Genomic DNA, 26,313 nt, shown 5'->3' with positions numbered 1-26,313 from the left:
GTAATTCTCCCTTGTAGGGTGGCAGTGGCGCATGCGAACGCACCACGCCGTTGTTTACCAACACTCTTACTGTAATGCGCCGTCTGTACGAGGGCAACGTCACCGCTCAAGCCGTGGGCATGATTCACCAAAAGTTTCGTTAACGCTCACATCTGTAGTATTCGGGGTATTCGGGGTATTCGGGGTATTCGGGAAAACAATCCTGTACGAATACTGCGCGCGTCATACCGCCAATGCGGAAGACACGGTGGTATCTAACGCGCCCAGATCTCCAGTGAAAGCATGATGACGAGTAATACGTGGCAAAGATTCACTGGAGGGGAACGTGACAATCAGCGTGCCCTGACGTACATCAATGGATGCTGCACGCTCATCAAGAAGCTCATTGCTGACTCCTTGCACAATGGTATTTGTCAGCGTCGCATCCGTTAACTCATATTTCAATCCGCGCTCGCTGACCCCCTGCGCGTCGCTCGAATGCGCGAATACTGACACCATGCGCGCTCTCGCATCGCCAGTACTATCCACATGGCGCGCTGCAAAATCAAGTCGCGCATCGCTAACCGCAGTGACAATCATGCCATCGCCATAAAGAAAACCAACACCGCCATGCTGTGCGAGCAGTGCGGTTAACTGAATACTGGCAATAGTATGGTCGATTCGTCCGCCTAATGCGCCATATATGCGGAACTGGCGCGCTCCGCGATTCCAGCCAACTTTGAGCGCTGATAGCAGATCGGGGTCATCTTTCTGCGAAGGCAGGCGCAACGTATTCGAACCATGCGGCACGCTACTGGTCAACGAATCAAAATCACCGATCACAAAATCTGCTTCAATACCCAACGCACGCGTATGGTCCAATCCGCCATCCGCAGCAATGACCAGTGCGCCGCTTGGCACTATCGGCGTGTCCCCGTAGTATTCGCCAGCCGCGAAAATTACACAAGTCTGTTCGCTCATGCGCACCACTGTACGCCTCGCCTGCAGATTTGTGGACAGTGCAGCATGACTCACAGTGGTGTAGGCTCGCAGCATACCGGTGAATGCGCAAGGCGGGGGAGACTATGGCGAAAGTGGATGTGCAATCAGAACGACCAATCTTGAAGTCGAAACTGTTCCTCTATGTCACCGAGTTCTTCTCAGGTATGGGCGTGATGGCTGCGGAACTTGGTGCGTCGCGATTGCTTGCCCCGTATTTTTCTAGTTCGCAGATTGTATGGACCATTATTATCGGCACGATTATGATCGCGCTTGCTCTCGGTGCGCTTTTCGGCGGACGCTGGGCTGACAAAGACCCTAATCCTGACCGCTTGTACTTGCGTATTCTCATTGCTGCAGTATGGATTGCGCTCATTCCACTCGTGGGCAAATATGTGATTATTCTTGTGTCCGGTTTGCTGATCGTCACCGTGTCAACGAACTTTTTGATCATCGCAGCATTTATTAGCTGCATGATTATTTTTGTGCCGCCGCTGTTTCTTCTTGGCACCGTTACGCCTGGCCTGAACAAGTTCGCGACCGATTCGCTGGAGAACAATGCGTCTGTTGTCGGCCGACTGTCCGCATGCAATACTGTCGGCTCAATCCTTGGCACATTCCTGCCCACGTTTGTAACCATTCCTGCCGTTGGTACGTTTGTAACGTTCCTGATTTTCTCTGGTTTGTTGCTAGCGCTCGCACTGGCGTACTTCATTGCTTCGCGTATTCGTATCGTTGTGTGCGTCGTCTCAGCTGTTGTGTTTGTTGTTTCCGCTGTGCTCTCGCCGATGACCGGTTTCGCTTTCTGGGAGAATCGCAGCGCTATCGCGTACGAAGGTGAGTCGATCTACAACTATCTGCAGGTCAAGAACCTTTCCGACCGCACGATTCTGTCAACCAACGTGCTGTTTGGCGTGCAGTCAGTCACGATGAAAAACCAAGGGTTGACGGGTATGTATTACGACACAGCGCTTGCGGCGCCGGCGCTCGCTGATCATGCGCGTTCTGCATTGATTTTGGGTATGGGTACCGGCACGTATGCGCGCCAGCTGAAGCGTTATTACCCGAATATGAAGGTGACCGGCGTCGAGATTGACCAGAAGATCACCGATCTGGCGGCAGAATACTTCGACGAGCCGGCCGACATCCCCGTCTCCACCTACGACGGGCGCGCATGGCTGTCCGCTGCAACAGATACCTACGACGTGATCATGGTTGATGCGTACCAAGACATCACGATCCCATTCCAGATGAGTTCCGACGAGTTCTTCTCGATGGTGCGGCGGCATTTGAACCCCGGCGGTGTGATGGTTGTCAACATGAACATGATCTCTGACGGTGCTGGCTCAATCAACGAATCATTGCAGGCGACTATTGCTAATGCGTTTAATGGTGCGTGCAGAGTAGGCACGACATACACTGCTGACGTGCCTGGCACAACAAACCGTGAACTGTTCGCTAAAGCGCCAACTGCTGCAGAACGTCAGCAATTCGCCACACAAGACGGTGCGTGTGATGATTCACAGCGTTCAATTGGCCAGATTGCCACAATCAGTAAGCCGGTGACCAGCACCATGTATGCAGACGTACAAGCTGATGCATTGCGCGATTCGACACTGCGACGCACTGGAAATGAAGAGCTTGCGCAATACATGGAGGATGTTGCTGAGCGCATGACAGCGGTTCGTGACCCGTCGAATGATACTGGCGATCGCAGGCTCATTCTCACCGACGATCGTGCACCGGTTGAAGTACTTGGTATGAAAGCCATTGATCAACTGATTGCCCAGGAAGCAGGGCCGTACCGTGAGCTTCTCAAACGTGAAGGCATTGGCGGGTTGCTGAAATCCGTACAGTAGTGGGCACAGGCACGACGGTCTGCATAGTGCCTGTGCTGCATGTATTGTCTGCGACACGCCCGGAGCGTGCCATGTGGTATTATCTACAAGGCTTGAGAAATCAAGAAAGCGGGTACGCCCCACCTGGAAGCCCTTCATGGTTTCGGGTTCAAGGCATAAGCCTTTGCCAAGCATGAGATATGCATTGGTAGTGCGATACGAATGCACGCGAAAGCGTTACCATTCAGTGTTTGCTGATGAGATTACTCTTCGGCTCGCATATTGGCATGCCATGAACTTATGACTTCATGAATGGTTACGGATAAGGCCGCCCGGGAGAATATGAGGATTGGAGTCATCATTAGCGACGAACCACGTATCAACGACGAGATTCGCGTCTCGCAGGTACGCCTGATCGGCCCAAACGGCGAGCAGGTGGGAGTGATCGCGACCTCGGTCGCCCTGAACCTGGCGAAGGAAGCGAACCTCGATCTTGTCGAGGTGGCGCCCAATGCGAAGCCTCCTGTCGCCAAGCTCATCGATTACGGCAAGTTCAAGTACAACGAGAAGATCAAAGCTCGTGAAGCGCGCCGCAACCAGAGCACTGCCGAGATCAAGGAGATCCGCTTCCGTCTGAAGATCGACGATCATGACTTCGAAGTGAAGAAGGGTCATGTCACGCGCTTCCTGAGCGGTGGTGACAAGGTTAAGGTCACCATCATGCTGCGAGGCCGTGAACAGTCCCGTCCGATCGGCGGTGTTGAACTGCTGCGTCGACTTGCAGCCGATGTTGAGGAGTACGGCAGCATTGAATCCGCACCGAAGCAGGAGGGTCGCAACATCATCATGACGTTGGCGCCCAAGGGCAAGAAGGTGCACACCCAGTCCGAGCAGCGCCGTCGCGGTGATCAGTCGCGTGCGGAGCGTCAGGCTCGCCAGGCTGCTCGTCTGGCCGCCAAGCAGGAAGCACAGCAGCAGGCCGCCAAGGAAGCCATGTCTGCGGTTTCCTCCGAGACTTCCACGAAGAAGAATTCAACCAAGGAGGGCAGCAATGCCGAAGATGAAAACTAATTCCGCCGCGTCCAAGCGCGTCCGTGTCACCGGCAAGGGCAAGCTGATGCAGGCCGGCACGTCCATGCGCCACAACCTCGAGCACAAGTCTGCTCGCAAGCGTCGCGCCCTCAAGGCCGACCAGGTTCTGGCCCCGGCACAGTCCAAGAAGATGAAGCAGCTGCTGGGCATCTGATTCGCCGAGCACCATTGAGCCGTTAGATAGAAAGAGGAATACATCATGGCACGTGTCAAGCGCGCAGTTAATGCTCACAAGAAGCGTCGCGTCGTTCTCGAAAGGGCGTCCGGCTACCGCGGTCAGCGTTCCCGCCTGTACCGCAAGGCTAAGGAACAGCTGCTGCACTCCTTTACCTACAACTTCCGCGACCGTAAGGCTCGCAAGGGTGATTTCCGCAAGCTGTGGATCCAGCGCATCAACGCTGCTGCCCGCGCTGAAGGCATCACGTACAACCGCTTCATCCAGGGCCTGAAGCTGGCTGGCATCGAGCTGGACCGTCGTGCTCTCGCTGAGATCGCTGTCTCTGACCCGGAGACCTTCAAGGCGATCGTGGAGCAGGCCAAGGCCGCTCTGCCTGCAGACGTCAACGCTCCTGCCGAGGCGTGAAACTCACAGCCCAGTGGGCTGTGAGTAGCCGAGGTGAGCAGCTGCAATTTGGGCAGCTGTGAAGGGCGCGTGAAGCGCGTCAGGCGCGAAACAAATAGCCCATTGGACTGATTGACTGAACGAAACCCCGCTTAATGGCGGGGTTTCTTCGTATGTTGCTAGGCTTTCCACAACGCAATGTGAGGTGAGAGATATATGAAACATGATTTCGACACGCTCCGTGAGCGTTTCCTTGCGCATATTGCGATTGAACGTGGCCTTGCTGATGCCACGGTGAAAGCATACGAATCTGATATCGCCAAATACGTGGGATGGTTGCACGCACGCGGTATTGATCATCCAGCTGATATTCGTACCAGTGATATTGAAGATTATGTCGCTGCTCTAGACGCTGCAGGCGAATCAGCGCGCTCGAAAGCTCGCCGACTTGCCTCATTACACGAATTGCATCGTTTTGCGCTTGCCGAACATGTGGTAACAGATGATGTTTCTGCCCATGTTAAAGCTCCAAAGAGCGCCTCTACGCTCCCTGAAGTGCTGACCGTTGACGAAACCGCTCGCCTGTTAGATGCGGCTACGCCTAGTGCTGATTGCGATGACCCGGTAGCGTTTCGCGATAAAGCAGTGCTTGAATTCATGTATGCAACCGGTTGCCGTGTCTCTGAGGCAGCTGGTATGAATCTTGACGATCTTGACCTTGATGACGAGCATGTGGCTCGTCTCATGGGTAAAGGTTCTAAACAACGACTAGTACCGATTGGCAGTTACGCATGTGCCGCGGTACGCCGCTATCTTCAAGGGCCACGCGCTCAATTAGAAGCGCGCTCGAAAGCAGCAGTGCCAGAGCGCCGCGCATTGTTTTTAAACAAGCGCGGTCAGCGTATTTCACGACAGTCGATTTGGCTGATTGTTCAAGCAGCCGGCCGCCGCGCTGGCATCGATCGACCATTACACCCGCATACGCTACGGCATTCGTTCGCCACGCATCTGATTCAAGGTGGCGCTGATGTGCGCACGGTGCAAGAACTGCTTGGCCACACATCGGTAACTACAACGCAGATTTACACGCATGTGAGCCCAGAGCATTTGATTGAAGCATATTTGATGTCGCATCCAAGAGCCCGATGATTAGGCTTCGCATTGGCTGCGCTGGGTGCGGCCGCGAGTAAGGTGGAAACGGAGATTTTTCCGACGGCGGAATGAGGCAGCAATGGGCGACTGGCGTGACAGGCGCACGCAAGACGGCGGAGCACAACAGGGCACGCTGCCGATGGCTGGAACGTATGTCGTTGCTCCACAGGACGACGTGGATATTGATAAGGTAGAGGTCATGCCTACTGATTTGCTTGGACGAGAATATGAGACTTTCCCCGCGCCCGAACCATTGGATCACCATGGTCCCGCGCGCGTTATCGCCATGTGTAATCAGAAGGGTGGCGTTGGTAAAACTACTAGCTCTATTAACATTGCTGGCGCACTCAGCCAGTATGGTCGCCGTGTACTGATTGTTGACTTTGACCCGCAAGGCGCTGCTACCGTGGGCCTTGGCATCAATGCGAATGCGGTAGAAAACACGGTGTATACGGCGCTGTTCGACCCTTCGGTTGACCCGCACGATATTGTGCAGCACACTGCATTCGCCAATCTTGATGTCATGCCTGCCAATATTGACTTGTCGGCCGCAGAAGTGCAGTTGGTTACGGAAGTTGGTCGCGAGCAAATTCTCGCAAGCGTACTACGCAAGCTGAAGAACGAATACGATGTCATTATCGTTGACTGCCAGCCGTCGCTCGGTTTGCTCACTGTGAATGCGCTTACGGCTGCAGATGGCGTGATCATTCCTGTGGCTGCCGAGTTTTTCGCACTCCGCGGTGTAGCTCTCCTCATGCAGTCCATCGAAAAAGTGCAGTCGCGTATCAACCCGAATTTGCAAGTGTACGGCGTGCTAGTCACGATGTTCACGCGCACACTGCACTGCGAGGAAGTGCTACAGCGCATTTACGAGGCGTTCCAAGATAAAGTGTTCCATTCGGTGATTTCTCGTTCGATTAAACTGCCAGATGCCACCGTCGCCGCAGCCCCTATTACGATTTTTGCGCCTGGGCACAAGACTGCAAAAGAGTATCGTGAGGTAACGCGCGAACTAGTGGCGCGCGGTATTGTCGCATGAGCGAGAACCCCGCAATAGCTGGAATGCTAGGCCAGCGGGGAGTACCTTCGGCAGTTGATACGCCGGACGTGAGCTCATTGAGCTCAGGGTTTTCAGTGGATCTTGACGTGTATTCAGGGCCGTTTGACGCCCTGTTAAGCATGATCGCTAACCGTCGTCTTGAACTGACCGAAGTATCGCTATCAACTATTACCGAGGAGTTCCTCGCGTATGTGCGCGGCATGGATGTTACGCACAATATGGAGGAGGCGAGCGCGTTTATCGACGTAGCATCAGTGCTGGTTGAAGCAAAAAGTGCTGCATTGCTGCCAAGCCAGTCTGATGAGACACGAGACGAGCAAAGCCTTGAGGCATTGCGCGAACGTGATTTACTGTTCGCACGATTATTGCAGTATCGCGCATTCAAGCAAGCGTCAGTGGATTTCCGTGCGCGATTAGCGGCTAACGCCGGTCGCTTTGCGCATCCAGCTGCCGTAGATGAAGCAGTTACGGCGATGCTTCCCGAATTGGTATGGACGCTTGGGCCGCAGGATTTAGCACGTATTGCAGCTCATGTGTTCACCAACGCGCCGGTTGATGAAGTTTCATTACACCAGTTGCATGTACCGTTGGTGGATTTGCGTGCGCAAGCCGCGATTGTGCGCGACCGATTGCGCGCATTGCCATCTGGTAGTTCGATGACCTTCGCACAGTTGACGCAGGATGCTCACGGGCGTCTTGAGATTGTGGCACGGTTCCTCGCAGTGCTGGCGTTTTTCAAACAAGGAGCGCTGCAAGTGAGACAAAACGGGCCATTCGAAGAACTATATGTGCGATGGGTGCATGCCGCTGACCATGACGGAACTGACATTGCTCATGCAACCAGTGGCACCGACAATACGAGTAGTGTGAGTGTGAATATAAGCGAGAAGGATTTTGCATGAGTAGCCAGCAAACAGCACGAGCACAAGCGTTGTATGACGGCATCGCAGTAGATGCGTTCCCTGGCGGTTTGCGCGCTTGTTTGGAAGCGATACTCATGGTTGCTGATCAGCCACAACAGGAGGCTGATTTAGCGCGTATTCTTCACGTGAATGAGCAAGAAGTGCATGACGCGCTAGCAACATTGCGTGCATCGTATGACGATGAGCATCGTGGTTTTGAATTGCGCCATAGCGCTCGCGGATGGCAGTATGCGAGCCGTGCAGCGTTTGAACAGGTAACGGCTGCGTTTGTTACCGATGGTCAGAGTGCTCGGCTTTCGCAGGCGGCGTTAGAAGCATTGGCGGTTATTGCATATAAGCAGCCGGTGACGCGCGCGCAGATTGCTGCGATTCGCGGTGTGAATTCTGATGGTGTGATTCGTTCACTGATGGTTCGTGGTTTGGTGCGCGAGGAAGGTGTAGATGAGGAGTCGCGTGCTGCACTGTTGGTAACGTCTGCCGTGTTTCTTGAGAAGATGGGATTGGATTCGTTGGATCAATTGCCTTCATTGGCACCGTTTTTGCCTGATTCTGCGGGTGCAGTGGTAGCGCAAGCGCAGCAAGAGGCTTCGTTTGATAATGCGTGGGAATCGCAGGAGTGACAGGTGACTCAAGTGACGATGGAATATGGCGATGATACTGCGTTCGATGAGCGCAGCATGACGATTAGTGGCGTTGTTGGCAATGTGAGTGAACGGCGTCGCCGGCCTCCGCAGGTTGGCGTATCCGTGGTTATTTTGGCGTTGGGACCAGGTAAGACAGATTCGGATAGTGGCGCAGATGACGCGGATTCGTCAGGGCGTTCGCGATTGTGGTTGCCACTGGTGCGCCGTACTAAGCAACCATATTTAGGTGATTGGGCGCTGCCTGGTGGGGGATTGCGCGCGGATTTGTCGTTGGAACGCTCGGCGTATTTGGCGTTGGAATCTACTACTGATTTGCATCCAGCGTATCTTGAGCAATTGCATACGTTTGGCGGTCCTGAACGTTCTCACGGCGGTTTGCCAATGGTCTCGATTGTGTATTGGGCGTTGGTGGGGCGTGCAGAAACGCGTGATTTTGCGCCCAGTGATAATGTGCGTTGGTTTGCGCAAGATGAGTTGCCGCCATTAGCGTTTGATCATCGGGCCATTATTGATCATGCTTTGCAACGGTTGCGTGAGCGTATTGAATATCCTGATTTGGTAACGCGACTAGTGGGCCCAGAATTCACGTTGCGTCAGTTGCATAATGTGGCTGAAGCAGTGACTGGCGAGGATATTGATTTGGCGAACTTCCGCCGTCGAATGTTGGCGAGTGGGCGTCTTGAAGAGACTGGTACGAAAGTGCGCGAAGGCCGTCAGCGGCCTGCTGCAGCGTATCGGTATGTGCCAGTTCCGGGGGAGCAACGTTGGAGTATGACTCCAGATTCGGCACTGTCGATGACGAGCGGCACTCGGCGAGATGACCCTGATGATGCGCTAGGGCCTCTGATGACCGATACTCCAAAACGTTGAAATTATTGAGTATCTCTCGCTAATGCAAACACTTATAGTCATTGTGACTATAAGTAGTGCTATGGTGACTCCTTGTGTGCGAAACGTCTATAGTTTCGCCCAATAGAGAGGAATTGTCATGGCACAAGCCACGTCAGCATCCGCCGCATCATCACCGGCTGGAGCACCACTTACTCGTAATGAACGGCTCGATCGGCTGCCGTTCAACAAGGCTCACCGCAAACTGCTCGTCGCCTCCGGTATCGGCTGGGCGTTCGATGCCATGGATGTTGGCCTCGTATCGTTTGTTGTGGCAGCCATTGCCGCTGATCCACACTTCAACCTCAACCCATCCGAAAAATCGTGGGTGCTGTCTATCGGCTTCGTTGGCATGGCTGTTGGCGCAGCACTTGGCGGTTTCATCGCCGACCGAGTGGGGCGTAAAACCGTCTTCACTGCCACGCTGATCATCTTCGGTATTGCTAACGGTGTCATGGCACTGTCTTGGTCGCTGGGCATGCTGCTCGGCGCGCGCCTTGTGATCGGCCTTGGTCTTGGTGCCGAATTGCCAGTCGCCTCCACGCTCGTCTCTGAGTTTTCTCCAACCAAACAACGCGGCCGCATGACCGTCCTACTCGAATCATTCTGGGCAGTTGGTTGGATTATCGCCGCAATGATCGGCTATTTCGTCATCCCTAACACCGGCGATTGGGGATGGCGTTGGGCGTTGGCAATCGGCGCACTGCCATTGCTGTACGCGATCGTCACCCGCGTACACATTCCCGAATCCGTACGCTTCCTAGAAGCTAAGGGCCGTGAAGACGAAGCTGAACAAGCTGTGCGCTACTTTGAAGCTGCCGGCGGGGTGGCACCAGTCGCATCTCCCAAAGGGCAGCCACTGCCAAAAATCAACACGCGTGAACTCTTTGGCTCCAAATATATTGCGCGCACCGCAGCAATTTGGGCCACATGGTTCTTCGTGAACTTCTCGTACTACGGCGCGTTTACGTGGATGCCGTCGCTGCTCGCGGACCAGTTCGGCTCGCTCACCAAGTCGTTTGGCTATACGCTGGCGATCTCCATCGCCCAGCTGCCAGGCTACTTCCTTGCCGCATGGCTCGTTGAAATCTGGGGACGGCGCAAAACACTGAGCATCTTCCTCGCGATATCTGCACTAGCAGCATTCGCATTCTCACAGGCTGGTTCGGTAACACTCGTGCTCGTGTTCGGCATGCTGCTCTCCGCCTCTAACCTCGGCGCATGGGGCGTGCTGTACGCGGTCACTCCAGAGATTTACCCGACTCGACTGCGCGGTGCTGCCGCTGGCGCTGCCGCCGCATGCGGTCGTGTCGCCGCGATTATTGCGCCACTGCTCATGCCGTGGTTCCTCACCCTGTCCGGTGGTAACAAAGCAGTCGCGTTCATTATTTTTGCTATCGCCTTCGTACTCGCATGCGTTGCAGCACTCTGCCTGCCTGAACGCAAGGGGCTTGACCTCGAAGACTAATCGCATTGAGCGCGGAATACATCGACCGTCCTCTATGTAAGCGATCACTAGTTGCTTCATATAGGGCGGTCGAAGCATATGAGTATGCTTGTGCCGGTTTGTGAGTAAGTGAAATAAGGTACCACCGAAGCAACAACACCGGTCATGTACCGGGCGGTTACGCAAAGAATCAATTAAGAGAGGTTTCTATGGCGGTTCGCGGCGATATTCGTAATGTGGCCATTGTGGCACACGTCGACCACGGCAAGACCACGCTGGTGAACGCGATGCTCCAGCAGTCCCACGTGTTCAACGAGCGTGAAGAAGTGCCGGATCGTGTGATGGACTCCAACGATCTGGAACGCGAGAAGGGCATCACCATTCTGGCCAAGAACACGGCCGTCGAGTACACCGGTCCGCTGGCCGCCAAGTATGGCTACCCGGACGGCATTACCCTGAACATCATCGATACCCCCGGCCACGCCGATTTCGGTGGCGAGGTTGAGCGCGGTATCTCGATGGTTGACGGCGTTGTGCTGCTCGTGGACGCTTCCGAAGGCCCGCTGCCGCAGACCCGTTTCGTGCTGCGCAAGGCGCTTGAGGCCAAGCTGCCGGTGATTCTGTGCGTGAACAAGGTCGACCGCCCGGATGCGCGTATTGAAGAAGTCGTCTCCGAGTCCACTGACCTGCTGCTCGGCCTCGCGCAGGATGTTGTTGAGGAAGGTGTTGACCTCGATCTCGACCATCTGCTCGACCTGCCGGTCGTCTACTGCGCGGCTAAGGCCGGCTACGCCTCCACCAACCAGCCTGCCGACGGCGCTCTGCCGGACAACGACAACCTCGAGCCGCTGTTCGAAGACATCATCAAGTACATCCCGGCCCCGGAGTATGAGGAAGGCGCCCCGCTGCAGGCTCACGTCGCCAACATCGACTCCTCCGACTTCCTCGGCCGACTCGGCCTTGTGCGTATCTACAACGGCACTCTGGAGAAGGGCAAGACCTACGGCCTGTCCCGTGTGGACGGCTCGATCGAAAACTTCCGCGTCACCGAGCTGCTGCGCACACAGGGCCTCGAGCGCGAATCCGTCGAATCCGCAGGCCCTGGCGACATCGTCGCCGTCGCCGGCGTGAACGATATCATGATCGGCGAAACCATCGTTGACCCGAACGATCCGAAGCCGCTGCCGCTCATCCACGTTGACGACCCGGCTATCTCCATGACCTTCGGCGTCAACGACTCCCCGCTGGCCGGTACTGAAGGCAAGGATCACAAGCTCACCGCTCGTATGATCAAGGATCGTCTCGACCGCGAGCTCATCGGTAACGTGTCGATCAAGGTACTGCCCACCGACCGCCCGGACGCGTGGGAAGTGCAGGGCCGTGGCGAACTCGCGCTGGCTGTGCTCGCCGAGCAGATGCGCCGCGAAGGCTACGAGCTGACCGTCGGCCGCCCGCAGGTAGTCACCAAGACCATCGACGGTCAGATCAACGAGCCGATGGAAAACACCACCATCGACGTGCCGGAAGAGTACATGGGTACGGTTACCCAGCTCATGGCAGACCGTAAGGGCCGCATGGACTCCATGTCCAACCACGGCTCCGGTTGGGTGCGCTTGCAGTTCACCGTGCCGTCCCGTGGTCTGATCGGCTTCCGTACCGCACTGCTGTCCGCCACCCGCGGCACTGGCATTGCTTCCTCGCTGTCCGCTGGTTACGCTCCGTGGGCAGGCCAGATCGTCACCCGTCAGAATGGTTCGATGGTGTGCGATCGTAAGGGTGTGGCCACCCCGTACGCTATGCAGCGTCTGCAGGCTCGCGGTATCTTCTTCGTCGAACCGCAGTCCCCGGTCTATGAGGGCCAGGTTGTCGGCATGAACAACAAGCCTGACGAGCTCGACGTGAACATCACGCTCGCCAAGCACATGACCAACATGCGTTCCTCCACCGCTGACGTGCTCGAAACCCTGACCCCGCCGGTCAAGATGAGCCTCGAAGAGTCGCTCGACTTCGCCAACGAAGACGAGTGCGTCGAAGTCACGCCAGAATCCATCCGCGTGCGCAAGATCATCCTCGGCCGTGAAGACTGGTACAAGTGGCGCGCCAAGCAGCGTCGTCAGAATAACCAAGCCACGAAGTGACTTGGTTATTCTGACGACGCTGCCTTCGCGGATGCCCTGTGGTGGCATCCGCTCACCTCGGCTACGAACAGTCCACTGGACTGTTCGTTTAACGCCTCGGCATCGTCAAAACAATCAGGCTACGAAGTAGCCCGATTGTTTTGACGACTTCGCGGGCGCTTGTAGTGTGCCCGCTCACTTCGCCTACAGAAGGCCCACTGGGCCTTCTGCTTAACGGCTCAGCAGAATAACCAAGCCACGAAGTAGCCTGATTTGATAGGCATAGGAGGTCGATCTACTTGCGGTAGACCGACCTCCTTGTATAGGTGCTGGCGGAGCCTTGCCCCCCTCTGCCGAGGGGGTGTCAGCGAAGCTGACTGGGGGAGAGACCGCCACAATATCAGTGCAAACCAGGTAGTTAGCAACGCACAACCGATCAATTTCATACGTTTGTTCGCCCGTTCGGGGCATACTGGTACGCATGATGCAATTGGAAGATCGTGCTAACCTGCCGTGGTCCCATCGTTTGGGGCTGATTGCGCGGGGTGTTGTTACCGTACTTGCTGGTGCACTGGTTGCCGTATTCGGCACATTCGCACATCGTATGGGAGCGGCATCCAATATTCCTTACGGTCTGGCAATCGCCTTTCTCATCCTCATCCTGTCAACATGGTGTGCACGCGCTCGACTCGACGCCGTCGGCCTCGCATTGCATCTGATCGCATCATCCGGCACAGCATGGGTTATTGCCGGAGCGTCTACTGGCGACGCACTCACGCCAATCGGCTTTGGCGGCTCAGTACCATACTTCAGCCAGCATGCCGGGTACATTTGGCTTATCGGCATGATTCTCGTCCAACTTGGCATGCTGTTTATGCCAGCATCATGGTTCCGTATCGGCACAAAACCAACCCCAAACGGAACTACACCCCGAGCCACCAGTCCCAGCTCGTCTGCCGGTGAGGCACGCTAATCATGACCACGCTGCACTATCTTGGCCCTGAAGGCACGTTCACGCATCAAGCCGCACTACAAGCTGCAGCAACATTGCACGCTATTGACGGTACGATCACCTTGCAAGCTGAACCCGATGTGCCAGCGATTCTCGACGCTGTTCAACACCATGGCGATTGGGGTGCTATCGCTTGGGAAAACAATATCGAAGGATACGTGGTCCCCAATCTTGACGCGTTAATCGACGCACGAAACACTGCCGCATTCGCACGCGTCGGCATTGATGTCTCCTTCGACGCATTTGTCAAACCTGCTTCGTCGCATACGACAGACAGCACGGCAGACGCAGCATCGCTCATTGCATCATGCACGACAATCACCGCGCATCCTCACGGATTAGCACAATGCCGTCGTTTTGCCGCCGAACATAAGCTCACTGCTGTGCCGGCAGCATCCAATGGTGCCGCATGCCGTGATCTCAAACCGGGGCAAGTCGCACTTGGCCCAGCAATTTGCGGCGAACTGTACGGACTGACGCGCGTTGCAACAGCTGTTGAAGATTATCCCGGTGCACACACCGAGTTTTTGATTCTGGCACCTCGCGCCGAAGCTGCACAACTTGCAGCTGTAGCAGCGCGCGTCAGCAGCGGCAAAGCAAATCGTGACGACGCTGAATTCGAATCCATTGTCGCGTTCATTCCGCTCTATACCGGCCCGGGCGTGCTCGCAAACCTGTTGGATGTTTTGCGTGACGCAGGACTCAACATGACCAGCTTTATCTCACGCCCTATTAAAGGCCGAGACGGTACGTACAGTTTTATTGCCACTATGGATGCAGCCCCATGGCAACCGCATTTTCGTGAAGTGCTTGGCGAAGTTATCGAACACGGCGACTGGGTGAAAACTCTGGCCGTATATCCACGTCGCGAACGGCCTAGCCCACCGGTATACGCATGGTCGCTGCCAAACGGTGGCGTGCGATACGAGGATAATGCCTCAAGCGACTGGATGAACGATGATAAAACCTGCAAGGAGCTGTTGTGGTAGAAGCGCAACCAACGCATACGATTCATGCCAACGACCGTAATCACACGGTTGGTATCGTCGGTTTGGGACTGATCGGTGGCTCACTTGCACGCAGGCTCGTCGCGCGCGGAGCGGACGTGATCGCCTGGAATCACCGTGATCATCCGTACGCACAGGCGCAAGCGGACGGTATTCGCTGTATGACAACGCTAGCTGAATTGGCGCAAGCTCAGCCTGCAATCATTGTCTTGTGCAATCCGCTCAAAGCAATGCCCGCCATACTTGCCGAGTTGAAGCGTTCGCTTAATTCACAGGTAACAACGCTTACCGATGTGGGCAGTGTGAAAACTATGGTGCGCGAACAGGTGAACGACGCCGGACTAGGGGAGTGCTATGTAGGAGCACACCCTATGGCCGGCAATGAACTGTCTGGATGGTCGGCAGCTGACCCTGCGCTGTACAACGACGCATTGTGGGCAGTAAGCGTAGACGAGCACACGGATTATGATCGTTTCCTCGCTGTTGCACGGTTGATTGTTCAGGGCGTAGGCAATCGCATTATTGTGATTAACGATCACGTGCATGATGGGGCCGCTGCCATGATCTCACATATGCCACACGTGGTATCCACGGCATTGATCAATGAAATCACGGCTCACCCTGACCGCAATATTGCCGCCGCACTGGCTGCCGGCTGCTGGCGTGATATGACGCGCGTGGCACTCACCGATCCAAACCGTACGCGTGCGATGGTCGATGAGGATGCTGCCAATGTTGAGACACTCCTGCGTTCGATGGCCACGCGGTTAACCGATATGGCTGACGCGTTGCGCGATGGTGATAGTGATCGCATTACTGATTTCTTTGCTGCCGGTCAACCATTCCGCGACTACAAAGCCGCGCAACGGTTGCGCGATTCGGCCGGGGACCCGGCATCCGTGCCGGGTGCCGAACAGTCGGAATACGATCTCCATATCGACCCAGATCATTGGCGCGCAGACCTATTGGCTTCTGCTCGTCGCGGCGAACACATTGTCGCTATTCGCGATTCGTACGATATGCGCGTACAGGTACGTTCCGCAATCTAGTCGGCGCTAGGCGTAGCGCGTAACAGTACGGCTGATACTAGCGTTGCGCTACGCCTGTATACCTTATTACCTATGGGATTATCGCTTATGAGAATTCTATGGGCGAGTAAAGGGTCGCTCCGGTACTGGTTTAAGTGTGATAATCGTATCCGCATCAATAGTGACGCGCTGTTCAGGGCGTGAACCGTTAGCGGCAGCATCGCGAGTCATTTCCAACGTATGACCATCCCATGAGGTGACATGCCCCACGTAGTCACGGTATTTCATGCGATGATCAATCGGATCTACGCCTTCGGATACGCGAACGACTACGCGCGCGTGCGCTGGGATTTCATTAGGGATTGCCATATCGACTCCTTTGCCTGTGCCGTTGTTCCATCGTAGCGCTGCGAACGGTAATGTAGAAGCAAAAGGGGAGTTTGCCATGTCGTCATCGTCTGCTTCAGCGTCTCAGTCAACTGCAACTGAGGCATCGCTCCGCTCATCGAGCGTAACGCAAGACGCACAACCATCACCCTTTGATAACGATGTAGCACCTTTCCTTGTTTGGCTTGCAGCAAATCGTGGCTTATCAGCGAACACGGTAAAAGCGTATGGCACTGATATTGCGCAATGCAGCACTGTGCTCGCTGAGCGCGGTATCACAGCGCTGGCCCAAGTAACAACGGATGATTTGCGCGCTTGGATGGCTGACCTGACGCATACGCATGCGCGATCTAGCATGGCTCGCAAAGTCGTTTCCGTACGCGCACTGTTTGCGTGGGCGCATGAACGCGGGCGTATTCCAACGGATCCAGCAGCAGTATTGATGACACCCAAAAGTGCCAGCACACTGCCTACCGTGTTAACTGAAGCACAGGCTGGAGCGTTAATGGATGTTGCAGATGCTGATGCTACCGCTATCGATGATTCGCGCACGCGCAGTGATAGCAGTGATATGCACGGCAACAATGCCTCTGACGATAGGGAAGGTGCGCGTACCAACAAGGCGGTAACGCATGCCATTGCGTTGCGTGATGCTGCAATGTTGGAAACGTTGTACGCTACGGGGATTCGTGTAGCAGAACTGACTGGATTGAATGTTGGCGATATTGATTTAGCTTCGCACACGCTGCGTGTCACTGGTAAGGGGAACAAGCAACGTGTTGTGCCGTTTGGGGCTCCAGCTGCTGCCGCATTAGTAGCGTGGCTTGAGCAGGGGCGTTCGGTACTTATTGCGCGGGGCAACACACAAGCGGCACACAAATCGTCATCATCGCGCTCGCCTATGTTTCTTGGTGCGCGTGGTGGGCGCATCGATCAGCGCGTAGTACGCATGGTGGTCCATCGTAAAGCTCAGGAAGCCGGCGTACCAGATATCGCGCCTCACGCACTGCGCCATAGCGCCGCTACACATATGCTCGATGGTGGCGCTGACTTACGCGAAGTGCAGGAGCTGTTGGGGCATGCCTCGCTAAAAACTACGCAGCGTTATACGCATGTGTCTATTGAGCAGTTGAAGGCGCGTTATACACAAGCATTCCCTCGCGCGTGAATGCAAAAGTACGGTTTGCTGCCTTCGTGTCTCACCATGTAGATACGCCATCGGGGAAATTTGTAAGCAAATATAACGTAAAAACGCCTGGAATTAACATACTCGTAACATTGCGCAGTGGATTTATGCACACTGTCACACAGCAATATCATGTGAACACTCTTGTATCAAGCTGGGAAATCCGTTGGAATCTCGCCACATGCCCCTCGCTGGCCAACATCGATGACTGTACATAACACTGCTGCGAAGTGTTTCGAACTCGTGATTATGCGTTGTCGTAAAACCGCGCAACAATAAGCCTTGATCAGCAAAGGGGTTGTGCACATACGTGTGTCGCATGTGCCAGCCCCTTTTGCGTAACGCCGGGCAAGGCCCGACGACAATGGAATAGGAGAACATCATATGAAGAAGAAAGCTCTTGCTTTCGCGGCCGCGGCTTGCTCGCTGGCCATGCTGCTGAGCGGCTGCGGCTCCTCCAACAGCAACACCGCTTCCTCTGATAACGGCAAGATGATCATCACCTCGTACGCTTCCGAGCCTCAGAACCCGCTGATCCCGGGTAACACCAACGAGACCGGTGGCGGCAAGCCGGGCGACCTGCTGTTCGCTCGCCTCGTCTCCTTCGATGCTAAGGGCAACGCTTCCAACGAAGTGGCTGAGTCCATCACCCCGAACGAGAACGCTACCCAGTACACCATCAAGATCAAGTCTGGTTGGAAGTTCACCGACGGCACCCCGGTGACCGCTGAGTCCTTCACCAAGGCTTGGAGCTACGTGGCTAACGCCAAGAACGCTCAGAAGTGCTCCTCCTTCTTCTCCACCATCGCTGGCTTCGACGATCTGCAGAAGGACGGCCTCAAGGGCACCGAGCAGCTCTCCGGCCTGAAGGTTGTTGACGACACCACCTTCACTGTGGACATGTCTCAGCCTGACGCCACCTTCCCGATCAAGATCGGTTACCTCGCCTTCGCTCCGCTGCCGGAATCCTTCTACAAGGATCCGAAGGCCTTCGGCGAGAAGCCGGTAGGCAACGGCCCGTACAAGTTCGACGGCTGGGATCACAACAAGGAAATCCGCCTCGTCAAGAACCCTGACTACAAGGGCAACGACGTTGCTAAGAACGACGGCATCACCTTCAAGATCTACACTGACGACAAGGCTGCTTACGCTGACATCCAGGCTGGCAACCTTGACGTGATGGAGTCCGTCCCGGCCTCCGCCACCAAGACCTTCGAGAAGGATCCGAAGGTGCAGGCTTACAACAAGGCTGGTTCTGTGTCCCAGACCTTCACCATTCCGTCCAACCTCGAGCACTTCGATGTGAACACCGAGGAAGGCCAGCTGCGTCGTCAGGCTATCTCCAAGGCCATCAACCGTGAGCAGATCACCGACAAGGTGCTCAACGGCGTCGGCACCCCGGCCAAGGACTTCACCTCCCCGCTGACCCCTGGCTACTCCGACTCCCTGAAGGGTGAGGACAACCTCGAGTTCGATGCTGCCAAGGCTAAGGAACTGTGGGCCAAGGCTGACGCTATCTCCAAGTTCGATGGCCAGCTGACCTTCTCCTACAACGCTGATGGTGGCGCTAAGCCGATCTACGACGCTATCGTCAACCAGCTGAAGAACAACCTGGGCATCAACGTCGCCACCACCCCGGTGCCGACCTTCCAGGAGTTCCGTGACGCGATCACCAACCGTCAGGTTAAGGGCGCCTTCCGTACTGGTTGGCAGCCGGATTACCCGTCCGCTGAGAACTACCTGTTCCAGCTGTACGCTTCTGCTGCTGCTGACGGCAAGGGCTCCAACGATGGTGACTTCAAGAACGCTGACTTCGACAAGCTGATGGACGAGGCTTACGCTGCCCAGTCCACCGACGACGCCAACAAGCTCTACCAGCAGGCTCAGGAGATCCTGCTGCAGGACCTGCCGTCCATCCCGCTGTACTACTCCAACGCTTGCGGCGTTGCTGGCACCAGCGTGAAGGGCTTCGAGATGAACTGGCAGAACCTGCCGGTCTACGAGGAGCTGACCAAGTGAGCCTAAGCGCTTGCTGATCATCTTCGTGATCTCTGATTGCGAACGGGGCGGAATCCGTACGGGTTCCGCCCCGTTTTGTATGCTCAAACAGCTTGTGCGCGTGTCTTTACAACATCCGCGATATACCGTTTTTAAGATTCACGTCATCCTCACGAAACATTCAGGTCAACCCATGGGGTAGACTTACGGGGTACTGAGCGACCGGCCCAGTGTATTTTCGTGCGCCCATTGCGTGCGGGGGAGAAGCGGACGGCCGGTCCGAAAGAATAAGGAGAAGCCAATGGGCAAGTATCTTCTGCGCCGAGTATTGCAGATGATCCCCGTGGTTCTCGGCACGACACTGCTGGTCTATGCACTCGTCTTCGCACTGCCGGGCGATCCGGTTAAAGCGATGTTTGGTGACAAGCCGGTTAACGAAGCTGTCGCCGCCCAGATCCGCGCCGAGTACAACCTCGACAAACCGTTTATCATCCAGTACCTGCTGTTCCTCAAGAACGCGCTGACACTGAACTTCGGTCAGACGTTCGCCGGTCAGCCAATCACTGCGGAAATTGCGCGTGCATTCCCGGTGACCATCAGGCTGGGCATCATGGCCTTCTTCTTCGAGGCTATCTTCGGTATCATCTTCGGTATCATCTCCGGCCTGAAGAAGGGCAAGTGGTACGACACGGTTATCCTGATCGTCTCCCTGCTGCTCATCTCTGTGCCTACCTTCGTGACTGGCTTCGCTGGCCAGTACTTCCTGGGCGTGCAGTGGAGCCTTATCCCTGTGACCGCTGGCAACGACCCTGGTTTCTTCGACCTGTTGTTCCCAGCGATGGTGCTTGGCTCTGTGTCTATGGCCTATATCATCCGTCTGACCCGCTCTGAAATCTCCTCGAATATTGCTGAGGATTACGTGCGTACGGCGCGCGCGAAGGGTATGAGCAACAAGTCAGTGATGGTTCGTCACGTGCTGCGTAACTCGCTGATTCCTGTGGTGACTTACCTTGGCCAGGATCTTGGTGCACTGATGGGTGGCGCTATGATCACCGAGCAGATCTTCAACATTCACGGCGTTGGCTTCCTGACCTACCAGAGCATCCTGAAGGGCGAAAGCAACCTTGTGGTGTCCATCGTGACGCTGCTGATGCTGGTCTTCGTCGTCTGCAACCTGATCGTCGACCTGCTGTACGCGGCACTTGATCCGCGTATCCGTTACGCGTGATGCAGGGGAGGGATAACACAATGAGTGACAACACGACTATCCATGACGTTGCCGTCCTCCCCGGGCAGGAGCGTTTCGTCGCGCCTCTTGATGAAACTCCGCTGCAGGATGTCGACAAGGTTGATGAATCCGCTCCGGCTACGAGCATGTGGGCTGATGCGTGGCGCAACCTGCGTAAGAACCCGCTGTTCATCATTTCGGGCATTCTTATCATCTTCATCATCTTTGTAGCACTGTTCCCAAGCGTGCTGACTAAGACTGATCCGAACTACTGCAACTTGGACAACTCGCTAGGCGACCCGGAAGCTGGCCACCCGTTCGGCTTTGACTTCCAGGGCTGCGACGTGTTCGCTCGTACCGTGTACGGTACGCGTACGTCGCTGTCCGTTGGCCTGCTGTCGACGATCCTTGTGGTGATCATCGGTACGCTGATTGGCGCTGTCGCTGGCTTCTGCGGCGGCTGGATTGATGCAGTGCTGAGCCGTTTGAACGATATCTTCTACGCGATCCCGATGCTGCTCGGCGCCATCGTCGTGCTGCAGATGTTCAAGACCTCCACGTCGATCTGGAAGATCGTGCTCGTGCTGGCCCTGTTCGGCTGGGTATCCACTGCGCGTATTGCTCGTGGCGCTGTGCTGGAAGCGAAGAACCTTGAGTTCAACACTGCTTCTACGGCTCTGGGCTCCACTCCAATGCGTAATCTGTTCCGCCACATCATCCCGAACTCGCTGGCCCCGATCATCGTTATCGGTACCACGTCGCTGGGCTCCTACATTGTCTCCGAAGCTACGCTGAGCTTCCTGGGTGTCGGCCTGCCGACCACCACGGTCAGCTGGGGCGGCGACATCTCCAATGCACAGACCAACCTGATGACCAACCCGATGGTGTTGTTCTACCCGTCCGTGGCTCTGGCTGTCACTGTGTTGAGCTTCATCATGATGGGTGACGCCGTCAAGGACGCGCTTGACCCGAAGAGCCGTACGGCGTGATCGTGAGGAAATCCAATGACTGAAAACGTGAATGAGAACACCGAGGCCAAGATCGTCGCTATGCAGCGCGAACAGGGCCCGCTGCTCGAGGTCAAGGACCTTCAGGTCGACTTCACCACCGACGACAAGCGTGCAGTGCACGCAGTGCGCGACGCTTCCTTTAGCGTCTACCCCGGTCAGTGGGTGGCTATCGTAGGCGAATCCGGCTCCGGTAAGTCCACGTCCGCTATGGCTGTACTGGGCCTGCTGCCCGGCACTGGTCATATTGTTGGCGGTTCCATCAAGCTGGAAGGTCAAGAGATCGCTGGCTTTAAGCCAAAGGAATTTGACAAGCTGCGCGGCTCTAAGATGGGCCTAGTCCCGCAGGACCCGATGAGCAACCTTAACCCTGTGTACCGTATTGGCACGCAGGTTAAGGAAGCACTGAAGGCCAATGGCATGGACGTCTCGCATGAGAAGCGTTCTGCGCTTGCCAAGGCGCTGGCCGGCGACGAGGTCGCGGTAAAGGGCAATGATGATGAGACCTTTATCGGCTCCGCTCAGCTGCCCGCTCTGCTTGAAGACGCGAAGAGCGCATTGACTGCTATTGGTGTCAGCGGTGAAAAGTTTGACAACGTCATGCAGTACTTCAAGGACGAGTGGGTGCCCGGTTCTGAAACCCGCTGGCGTGTTGCCGACGACCTGATCAAGGCCGGCGTGAGCGACGATAAGGCATGGGAGATCGCTAAGAAGCACGTCACCGGCTCCACGATGGAAGATCGTATTGCCGGCCTGCTGTCTGAAGCTGGTCTGCCGGATGCTGCCACGCGTGCTCGCCAGTACCCGCACGAGTTCTCCGGCGGTATGCGCCAGCGTGCACTGATCGCTATCGGCTTGGCATGCCGCCCTGACCTGCTGATCGCCGACGAACCGACTTCTGCACTGGACGTGACCGTGCAGAAGAAGATCCTCGACCACCTGCACATGCTCACCGACTCGCTGGGAACCGCTGTACTGTTCATCACCCACGATCTTGGCTTGGCTGCCGAGCGCGCTCAGCATATCGTCGTGATGTACAAGGGTCAGGTTGTCGAATCCGGCCCAAGTCTCGAAGTACTCCAGCACCCGCAGCACCCATACACCAAGCGACTCGTGGCAGCAGCTCCCTCGCTGGCTTCTCAGCGCATTATCTCCGCTAAGGAACGCGGTGAAGATGCGGATGCACTGCTCGAACACCAGGTAAAGGGTGAGGCAACGCTTGAGAAGAGCGAACACATTATCACCGTTGACCACTTGACCAAGGAATTCAAGCTTCCGCGCAAGAAGGAAATGTTCAAGGCTGTTGACGACGTATCGTTCTCGGTCAAGCGTGGTACCACGCTGGCTATCGTGGGCGAGTCCGGTTCTGGTAAGTCCACTGTGGCCAACATGGTGTTGAAGCTGCTTGAACCGACCTCCGGTACGGTGACTTACGAAGGCAAGGATATTTCTAGCTTCAAGGGCAAGGAACTGCTTGACTTCCGCCGTCACGTGCAGCCGGTGTTCCAGAACCCGTACGGTTCGCTTGACCCGATGTACTCGATTTATCGTTCGATTGAAGAGCCGCTGCGCATTCATAAGATCGGCGATAAGAAGAGCCGTGCTAAGCGTGTGCGTGAGCTGCTCGACATGGTTGAGATGCCTGAGTCTGTGATGACCCGTTACCCGAACGAGTTGTCTGGTGGCCAGCGTCAGCGTATCGCTATTGCGCGCGCTATGGCTCTTGACCCGGATGTCATCATCTGCGATGAGGCCGTGTCCGCACTGGATGTGCTGGTGCAGGATCAGGTGCTGCGTCTGCTTAATGATCTGCAGGCTGAAAAGGGCTTGAGCTACCTGTTCATCACCCACGATCTGGCTGTGGTTCGTCAGATCGCCGACGAAGTCGTGGTGATGCAGCACGGACGCTTGGTTGAACACGCTACGACCGATGAGGTGTTCGACCATCCGAAGATGCAGTACACGCGCGACCTGCTTGACGCTATTCCTGGCGGCAAGCTCCAGCTCGGCTTGGACTGATACAAGCTACGAGTAACGCGTAAGAGGCATATCGAGAATGATCTTCTCGATATGCCTCTTGTTGTATTTGGCCTGATAGCGATACGCAGCAGAGAGTGTTTTGTATAGTGGACGGCATGACCATCACCATTACGACATCGAATGTGAACGGTATTCGCGCAGCCGAGCGTAAAGGCATCGCCCACTGGGCTGACACGCATACGCCAAACGTCTGGTGTATGCAGGAGGTGCGCGCTCCACAACCAGATGTGGATCGCATTCTTAACCGCCTCGCTCCTAGCAGTGAGCACATGAACGAGGTTTGCCGTATTAAAGGCCGTGCTGGTGTGGCTCTTACTACAGATTTGCCAGTTACCGCACGCCGTTACGGTCTTCCAGGGCTCGATGACGATGTTGATACCGGGCGTTGGATTGAAGCTGACGTAACTACTCCGCAAGGCTACGGCATCACGGTAGTATGCGTGTACGTGCACGCAGGCAATGCTGACGATCCGGTCAAAATGACGCAAAAATACCGTTTTCTTGATGCAATGGTGACTCGTATGCGCGAACTGCGCGATGAGGCTGCGCATGGCGGCAAACAATCAGTATTGTGCGGCGATTTCAACATTGCGCATACGCCGCTTGATATTAAGAACGCGAAAGCAAACGAAAAGCATGCAGGATTTTTACCGCAAGAGCGCGCATATGTTGACCAATGGCTAGGAGAGCTGGAATTCGTTGACGTCATGCGTGATCTTGCCGGTGATATTCAAGGACCGTACACATGGTGGAGCCAGCGTGGACGTGCGTTTGATAACAATGTGGGATGGAGAATTGACTACCAGTTTGCCACTCCAGAACTTGCTGAAACGGCTCGTGGATTTGTTATTGACAAGGCGCCCACGTACGATGCTCGATGGTCAGATCATGCTCCATTGAGCATTGATTACGACGTGTGAGCGCGGCTTCGGCCCGGCTTTCAGCCAATAACAAGGCAGGGTGATACGCTAGTTGGCGTTGCACCCGTAAGAAATGAGGATTCAATGGGACTGTTCGGATTCGGCAGGAAGAAGCACCAGAACGAGGACAAGGCCGACGAGGCTGCCAAAGACGAGGCTGCCAAGGACGAGTCGCTCAACGCTGAGCACACTGAAGACGCTGCACCTGAGCCGGAAACGCCAACGACGCCAACTGACACGTATGAGGGCCGTGGTGAAACGTATGGCCCGTGGGACGTGAACGATGAGAACGCGCCTGACTACGACGATTACCTGGACCTCGGCTCCTACTATCTGCCATTCTTGCAGGGTATTGAGCTGCGTATTAAGGCAAATCGTTCCACGCAGCAGGTTCTTGGCTCCACGATTACCTACGGATCGTCCAGCTTGGAAATCGAAGCGTTCGCAGCTCCTAAGACGATGGGCTTGTGGGATGATGTGCGCGCTGATCTGCTTGAAGCGAACAAGAACGCTACCGAGCAGCCGGGCGTGTTCGGCACTGAGCTGGCATTGCCGGTGACGTTGAAGGGCGGCAAAACCCTGAATACGCGTATCGTGGCTGTTGATGGCCCGCGTTGGATGCTGCGTGGTATTTTCTCCGGCAAGGCTGCCAGCGACCCGGATAGCCCGGAGACTCAAGCGCTGAACAAGTTCTTTGCTGACATTGTTGTTGAGCGTGGTGAAGAACCGTTGGCTCCGCGCGATCTGATCCCTATGCACCCGCCCGTTACCCCTGCTGAGCGTAAGGCTGCTGCAAGCCAGAGCGAGGAAGAGACGGAAGGCAAGGAACATCTGAAGGATATTCCGGGCAAGCCGACTGGTCCGTTCGATTCCGATCAGCAGACTGAGGTGAAGACCACGTTGTCTCGTGGCCCGATGTTCTCTGAGGTTCGCTGATAACGCGTCTCTACAATCCCGTGACTTCCGCATGCAGCAATATGCGTGCGGTACAGGAGTGATCATTTGTGAACGACAACGACCAGAATCCCAAAAAGCGCACGGGTATGGCCTCACTGGCCGCCGCTGGCGATGATGATTTTTCTGTTATCGACGCTATCGGTGGCCCGCGAGGCGTTGTCGAATCGATGCTGCCTGGCGTCGTATTCGTCGTCCTGTTTGTGGTGACGAGCGACCTGAATCTCACGATTATTGTTTCGGCAGTACTCGCTGTAGCGCAGGTTATTGTTCGTCTCATTCAACGGCAATCGCTGATGGGCGCGCTTTCAGGCCTTATTGCTGTTGGCATCTGCCTGATTTGGGCATGGCAAAGCCATGAAGCACGCAACTATTACCTGTTTGGGTTTCTCACGAACGCCGCATATATGGTGCTGCTGACGGTAACCTTGCTGATTCGCGTGCCTGGACTGGGCGTGATGATCGAGTTTATTCGCACACTGCCCACTGAGCATTGGCGTGCCTGGTTGCATGATTGGTTGGATGATGCGCCGCTCAAACGTGCGTATACGATTGTCACACTGTTGTGGATCGGCGTGTTTGGACTGCGACTTGTTGTGCAGGTGCCGTTGTACTTGGCAGATCAAGTCGCTTGGCTTGGTACTACGCGCCTGCTGATGGGCATTCCATTCTGGGCATTAGCTATTTGGGTGTCGTATCTGATCGTTGCTACTCCCATGCATCGTCACAAGCTTGCAGCACAAGCAGCACACGCTGAGAGCGAATCTGCATCATCTGCATCATCTGAATCATCTGCATCAGCCAACTGAGCTGGCTGACCGAAATAGCGTGCATACGCGAAACGG

Annotated in this window: 24 protein-coding genes; 22 read left to right on the top strand and 2 right to left on the bottom strand. The window is 55.6% G+C overall.

What is annotated here, in order from left to right; translation table 11 throughout:
* Positions 1 to 222: 222 nt before the first annotated feature.
* Positions 223 to 960 carry a thiamine diphosphokinase gene (locus D2E25_RS02745; RefSeq protein WP_125979473.1) on the bottom strand — a complete coding sequence of 246 codons (738 nt, stop codon included), beginning with the start codon at positions 958 to 960 and terminating at the stop codon, positions 223 to 225.
* A 104-nt stretch (positions 961 to 1,064) separates the two neighbouring features.
* Between D2E25_RS02745 and D2E25_RS02740 the strand changes: the two genes are divergently transcribed.
* The 14 genes from D2E25_RS02740 to D2E25_RS02675 all read left to right on the top strand — a co-directional run bounded on the left by D2E25_RS02740 (position 1,065) and on the right by D2E25_RS02675 (position 15,769).
* Positions 1,065 to 2,837 carry a spermidine synthase gene (locus D2E25_RS02740; RefSeq protein WP_241216947.1) on the top strand — a complete coding sequence of 591 codons (1,773 nt, stop codon included), beginning with the start codon at positions 1,065 to 1,067 and terminating at the stop codon, positions 2,835 to 2,837.
* Positions 2,838 to 3,158: 321 nt separating this feature from the next.
* The gene (gene infC, locus D2E25_RS02735; RefSeq protein ID WP_125979472.1) at positions 3,159 to 3,887 is read left to right on the top strand and encodes a translation initiation factor IF-3; all 729 of its coding nucleotides are present in this window, start codon (positions 3,159 to 3,161) and stop codon (positions 3,885 to 3,887) included.
* The gene (gene rpmI, locus D2E25_RS02730) at positions 3,868 to 4,062 is read left to right on the top strand and encodes a 50S ribosomal protein L35 (RefSeq protein ID WP_125979471.1); all 195 of its coding nucleotides are present in this window, start codon (positions 3,868 to 3,870) and stop codon (positions 4,060 to 4,062) included. The genes infC and rpmI overlap by 20 nt, the downstream gene beginning before the upstream one ends.
* A 45-nt stretch (positions 4,063 to 4,107) precedes the next feature.
* Positions 4,108 to 4,491 (top strand): 50S ribosomal protein L20, encoded by a 384-nt coding sequence (rplT, locus tag D2E25_RS02725; protein ID WP_125979470.1) that lies wholly within the window; start codon positions 4,108 to 4,110, stop codon positions 4,489 to 4,491.
* A gap of 195 nt (positions 4,492 to 4,686) precedes the next feature.
* Positions 4,687 to 5,619: a site-specific tyrosine recombinase XerD gene (gene xerD, locus D2E25_RS02720; protein ID WP_125979469.1), complete on the top strand. Its 933-nt coding sequence runs from the start codon at positions 4,687 to 4,689 to the stop codon at positions 5,617 to 5,619.
* Between the two features lie 202 nt (positions 5,620 to 5,821).
* Positions 5,822 to 6,661, top strand: a complete 840-nt coding sequence (locus D2E25_RS02715) for a ParA family protein (RefSeq protein WP_125979865.1) — start codon at positions 5,822 to 5,824, stop codon at positions 6,659 to 6,661.
* A gap of 23 nt (positions 6,662 to 6,684) precedes the next feature.
* A complete protein-coding gene (locus tag D2E25_RS02710) occupies positions 6,685 to 7,584 on the top strand; it encodes a segregation and condensation protein A (RefSeq protein WP_125979863.1) in 900 nt (299 codons plus the stop codon).
* Positions 7,581 to 8,225 (top strand): SMC-Scp complex subunit ScpB, encoded by a 645-nt coding sequence (gene scpB / locus D2E25_RS02705; protein WP_125979468.1) that lies wholly within the window; start codon positions 7,581 to 7,583, stop codon positions 8,223 to 8,225. The genes D2E25_RS02710 and scpB overlap by 4 nt, the downstream gene beginning before the upstream one ends.
* Before the next feature lie 57 nt (positions 8,226 to 8,282).
* Positions 8,283 to 9,119, top strand: coding sequence for an NUDIX hydrolase (locus D2E25_RS02700; protein WP_241216987.1), 837 nt, complete (start codon positions 8,283 to 8,285; stop codon positions 9,117 to 9,119).
* A 118-nt stretch (positions 9,120 to 9,237) separates the two neighbouring features.
* Positions 9,238 to 10,605, top strand: a complete 1,368-nt coding sequence (locus D2E25_RS02695) for an MFS transporter (protein ID WP_125979467.1) — start codon at positions 9,238 to 9,240, stop codon at positions 10,603 to 10,605.
* Positions 10,606 to 10,793: 188 nt separating this feature from the next.
* Positions 10,794 to 12,722 carry a translational GTPase TypA gene (gene typA, locus D2E25_RS02690; RefSeq protein ID WP_125979466.1) on the top strand — a complete coding sequence of 643 codons (1,929 nt, stop codon included), beginning with the start codon at positions 10,794 to 10,796 and terminating at the stop codon, positions 12,720 to 12,722.
* A 463-nt stretch (positions 12,723 to 13,185) separates the two neighbouring features.
* Complete coding sequence (locus D2E25_RS02685; protein ID WP_241216986.1) at positions 13,186 to 13,674, top strand: alcohol dehydrogenase; 489 nt, start codon at positions 13,186 to 13,188, stop codon at positions 13,672 to 13,674.
* Between the two features lie 2 nt (positions 13,675 to 13,676).
* Positions 13,677 to 14,702, top strand: a complete 1,026-nt coding sequence (locus D2E25_RS02680) for a prephenate dehydratase domain-containing protein (protein ID WP_125979465.1) — start codon at positions 13,677 to 13,679, stop codon at positions 14,700 to 14,702.
* The gene (locus D2E25_RS02675) at positions 14,696 to 15,769 is read left to right on the top strand and encodes a prephenate dehydrogenase (protein WP_241216946.1); all 1,074 of its coding nucleotides are present in this window, start codon (positions 14,696 to 14,698) and stop codon (positions 15,767 to 15,769) included. Before D2E25_RS02680 ends, D2E25_RS02675 begins: the two co-directional genes overlap by 7 nt.
* A gap of 96 nt (positions 15,770 to 15,865) precedes the next feature.
* Here D2E25_RS02675 and D2E25_RS02670 read toward each other — a convergent pair whose 3' ends face one another.
* Positions 15,866 to 16,117 (bottom strand): DUF6725 family protein, encoded by a 252-nt coding sequence (locus D2E25_RS02670; protein ID WP_125979464.1) that lies wholly within the window; start codon positions 16,115 to 16,117, stop codon positions 15,866 to 15,868.
* A gap of 76 nt (positions 16,118 to 16,193) precedes the next feature.
* On the opposite strand from D2E25_RS02670, the gene D2E25_RS02665 reads away from it, so the two are divergent.
* The 8 genes from D2E25_RS02665 (at position 16,194) to D2E25_RS02630 (ending at position 26,277) form a co-directional block, all read left to right on the top strand.
* On the top strand, positions 16,194 to 17,303 hold the full coding sequence (locus D2E25_RS02665; protein ID WP_125979463.1) for a tyrosine recombinase XerC: 1,110 nt from the start codon (positions 16,194 to 16,196) through the stop codon (positions 17,301 to 17,303).
* Positions 17,304 to 17,705: 402 nt separating this feature from the next.
* Positions 17,706 to 19,340, top strand: a complete 1,635-nt coding sequence (locus D2E25_RS02660) for a peptide ABC transporter substrate-binding protein (RefSeq protein ID WP_125979462.1) — start codon at positions 17,706 to 17,708, stop codon at positions 19,338 to 19,340.
* Between the two features lie 280 nt (positions 19,341 to 19,620).
* The gene (locus D2E25_RS02655) at positions 19,621 to 20,547 is read left to right on the top strand and encodes an ABC transporter permease (RefSeq protein WP_125979461.1); all 927 of its coding nucleotides are present in this window, start codon (positions 19,621 to 19,623) and stop codon (positions 20,545 to 20,547) included.
* Positions 20,548 to 20,567: 20 nt separating this feature from the next.
* Positions 20,568 to 21,536, top strand: a complete 969-nt coding sequence (locus tag D2E25_RS02650; protein WP_164514677.1) for an ABC transporter permease — start codon at positions 20,568 to 20,570, stop codon at positions 21,534 to 21,536.
* A gap of 15 nt (positions 21,537 to 21,551) precedes the next feature.
* Positions 21,552 to 23,573, top strand: a complete 2,022-nt coding sequence (locus D2E25_RS02645) for a dipeptide ABC transporter ATP-binding protein (RefSeq protein WP_125979459.1) — start codon at positions 21,552 to 21,554, stop codon at positions 23,571 to 23,573.
* A 116-nt stretch (positions 23,574 to 23,689) separates the two neighbouring features.
* On the top strand, positions 23,690 to 24,514 hold the full coding sequence (locus D2E25_RS02640; RefSeq protein WP_125979458.1) for an exodeoxyribonuclease III: 825 nt from the start codon (positions 23,690 to 23,692) through the stop codon (positions 24,512 to 24,514).
* A gap of 84 nt (positions 24,515 to 24,598) precedes the next feature.
* The gene (locus tag D2E25_RS02635; protein WP_125979457.1) at positions 24,599 to 25,450 is read left to right on the top strand and encodes a DUF3710 domain-containing protein; all 852 of its coding nucleotides are present in this window, start codon (positions 24,599 to 24,601) and stop codon (positions 25,448 to 25,450) included.
* A gap of 107 nt (positions 25,451 to 25,557) precedes the next feature.
* Positions 25,558 to 26,277 (top strand): DUF3159 domain-containing protein, encoded by a 720-nt coding sequence (locus tag D2E25_RS02630; protein WP_125979858.1) that lies wholly within the window; start codon positions 25,558 to 25,560, stop codon positions 26,275 to 26,277.
* Positions 26,278 to 26,313: the final 36 nt, after the last annotated feature.

Origin of the sequence: Bifidobacterium goeldii, from assembly GCF_003951095.1 — a bacterium.
GTDB classification, from domain to species: domain Bacteria; phylum Actinomycetota; class Actinomycetes; order Actinomycetales; family Bifidobacteriaceae; genus Bifidobacterium; species Bifidobacterium goeldii.
This window is presented reverse-complemented; position numbering and strand designations above follow the sequence as displayed.

Bases quoted from the DNA above. Each gene is read 5' to 3' on its own strand.
- D2E25_RS02680 (WP_125979465.1), top strand. From the start codon at position 13,677: ATGACCACGCTGCACTATCTTGGCCCTGAAGGCACGTTCACGCATCAA.
- D2E25_RS02650 (WP_164514677.1), top strand. From the start codon at position 20,568: ATGAGTGACAACACGACTATCCATGACGTTGCCGTCCTCCCCGGGCAG.
- D2E25_RS02740 (WP_241216947.1), top strand. From the start codon at position 1,065: ATGGCGAAAGTGGATGTGCAATCAGAACGACCAATCTTGAAGTCGAAA.
- D2E25_RS02695 (WP_125979467.1), top strand. From the start codon at position 9,238: ATGGCACAAGCCACGTCAGCATCCGCCGCATCATCACCGGCTGGAGCA.
- D2E25_RS02700 (WP_241216987.1), top strand. From the start codon at position 8,283: ATGACGATTAGTGGCGTTGTTGGCAATGTGAGTGAACGGCGTCGCCGG.
- D2E25_RS02665 (WP_125979463.1), top strand. From the start codon at position 16,194: ATGTCGTCATCGTCTGCTTCAGCGTCTCAGTCAACTGCAACTGAGGCA.
- D2E25_RS02630 (WP_125979858.1), top strand. From the start codon at position 25,558: ATGGCCTCACTGGCCGCCGCTGGCGATGATGATTTTTCTGTTATCGAC.
- D2E25_RS02685 (WP_241216986.1), top strand. From the start codon at position 13,186: ATGCAATTGGAAGATCGTGCTAACCTGCCGTGGTCCCATCGTTTGGGG.
- D2E25_RS02640 (WP_125979458.1), top strand. From the start codon at position 23,690: ATGACCATCACCATTACGACATCGAATGTGAACGGTATTCGCGCAGCC.
- D2E25_RS02715 (WP_125979865.1), top strand. From the start codon at position 5,822: ATGCCTACTGATTTGCTTGGACGAGAATATGAGACTTTCCCCGCGCCC.
- rpmI (WP_125979471.1), top strand. From the start codon at position 3,868: ATGCCGAAGATGAAAACTAATTCCGCCGCGTCCAAGCGCGTCCGTGTC.
- D2E25_RS02660 (WP_125979462.1), top strand. From the start codon at position 17,706: ATGAAGAAGAAAGCTCTTGCTTTCGCGGCCGCGGCTTGCTCGCTGGCC.
- D2E25_RS02710 (WP_125979863.1), top strand. From the start codon at position 6,685: ATGCTAGGCCAGCGGGGAGTACCTTCGGCAGTTGATACGCCGGACGTG.
- D2E25_RS02745 (WP_125979473.1), bottom strand. From the start codon at position 960: ATGAGCGAACAGACTTGTGTAATTTTCGCGGCTGGCGAATACTACGGG.
- D2E25_RS02670 (WP_125979464.1), bottom strand. From the start codon at position 16,117: ATGGCAATCCCTAATGAAATCCCAGCGCACGCGCGCGTAGTCGTTCGC.
- D2E25_RS02645 (WP_125979459.1), top strand. From the start codon at position 21,552: ATGACTGAAAACGTGAATGAGAACACCGAGGCCAAGATCGTCGCTATG.
- xerD (WP_125979469.1), top strand. From the start codon at position 4,687: ATGAAACATGATTTCGACACGCTCCGTGAGCGTTTCCTTGCGCATATT.
- scpB (WP_125979468.1), top strand. From the start codon at position 7,581: ATGAGTAGCCAGCAAACAGCACGAGCACAAGCGTTGTATGACGGCATC.
- infC (WP_125979472.1), top strand. From the start codon at position 3,159: ATGAGGATTGGAGTCATCATTAGCGACGAACCACGTATCAACGACGAG.
- D2E25_RS02635 (WP_125979457.1), top strand. From the start codon at position 24,599: ATGGGACTGTTCGGATTCGGCAGGAAGAAGCACCAGAACGAGGACAAG.
- rplT (WP_125979470.1), top strand. From the start codon at position 4,108: ATGGCACGTGTCAAGCGCGCAGTTAATGCTCACAAGAAGCGTCGCGTC.
- D2E25_RS02655 (WP_125979461.1), top strand. From the start codon at position 19,621: ATGGGCAAGTATCTTCTGCGCCGAGTATTGCAGATGATCCCCGTGGTT.
- typA (WP_125979466.1), top strand. From the start codon at position 10,794: ATGGCGGTTCGCGGCGATATTCGTAATGTGGCCATTGTGGCACACGTC.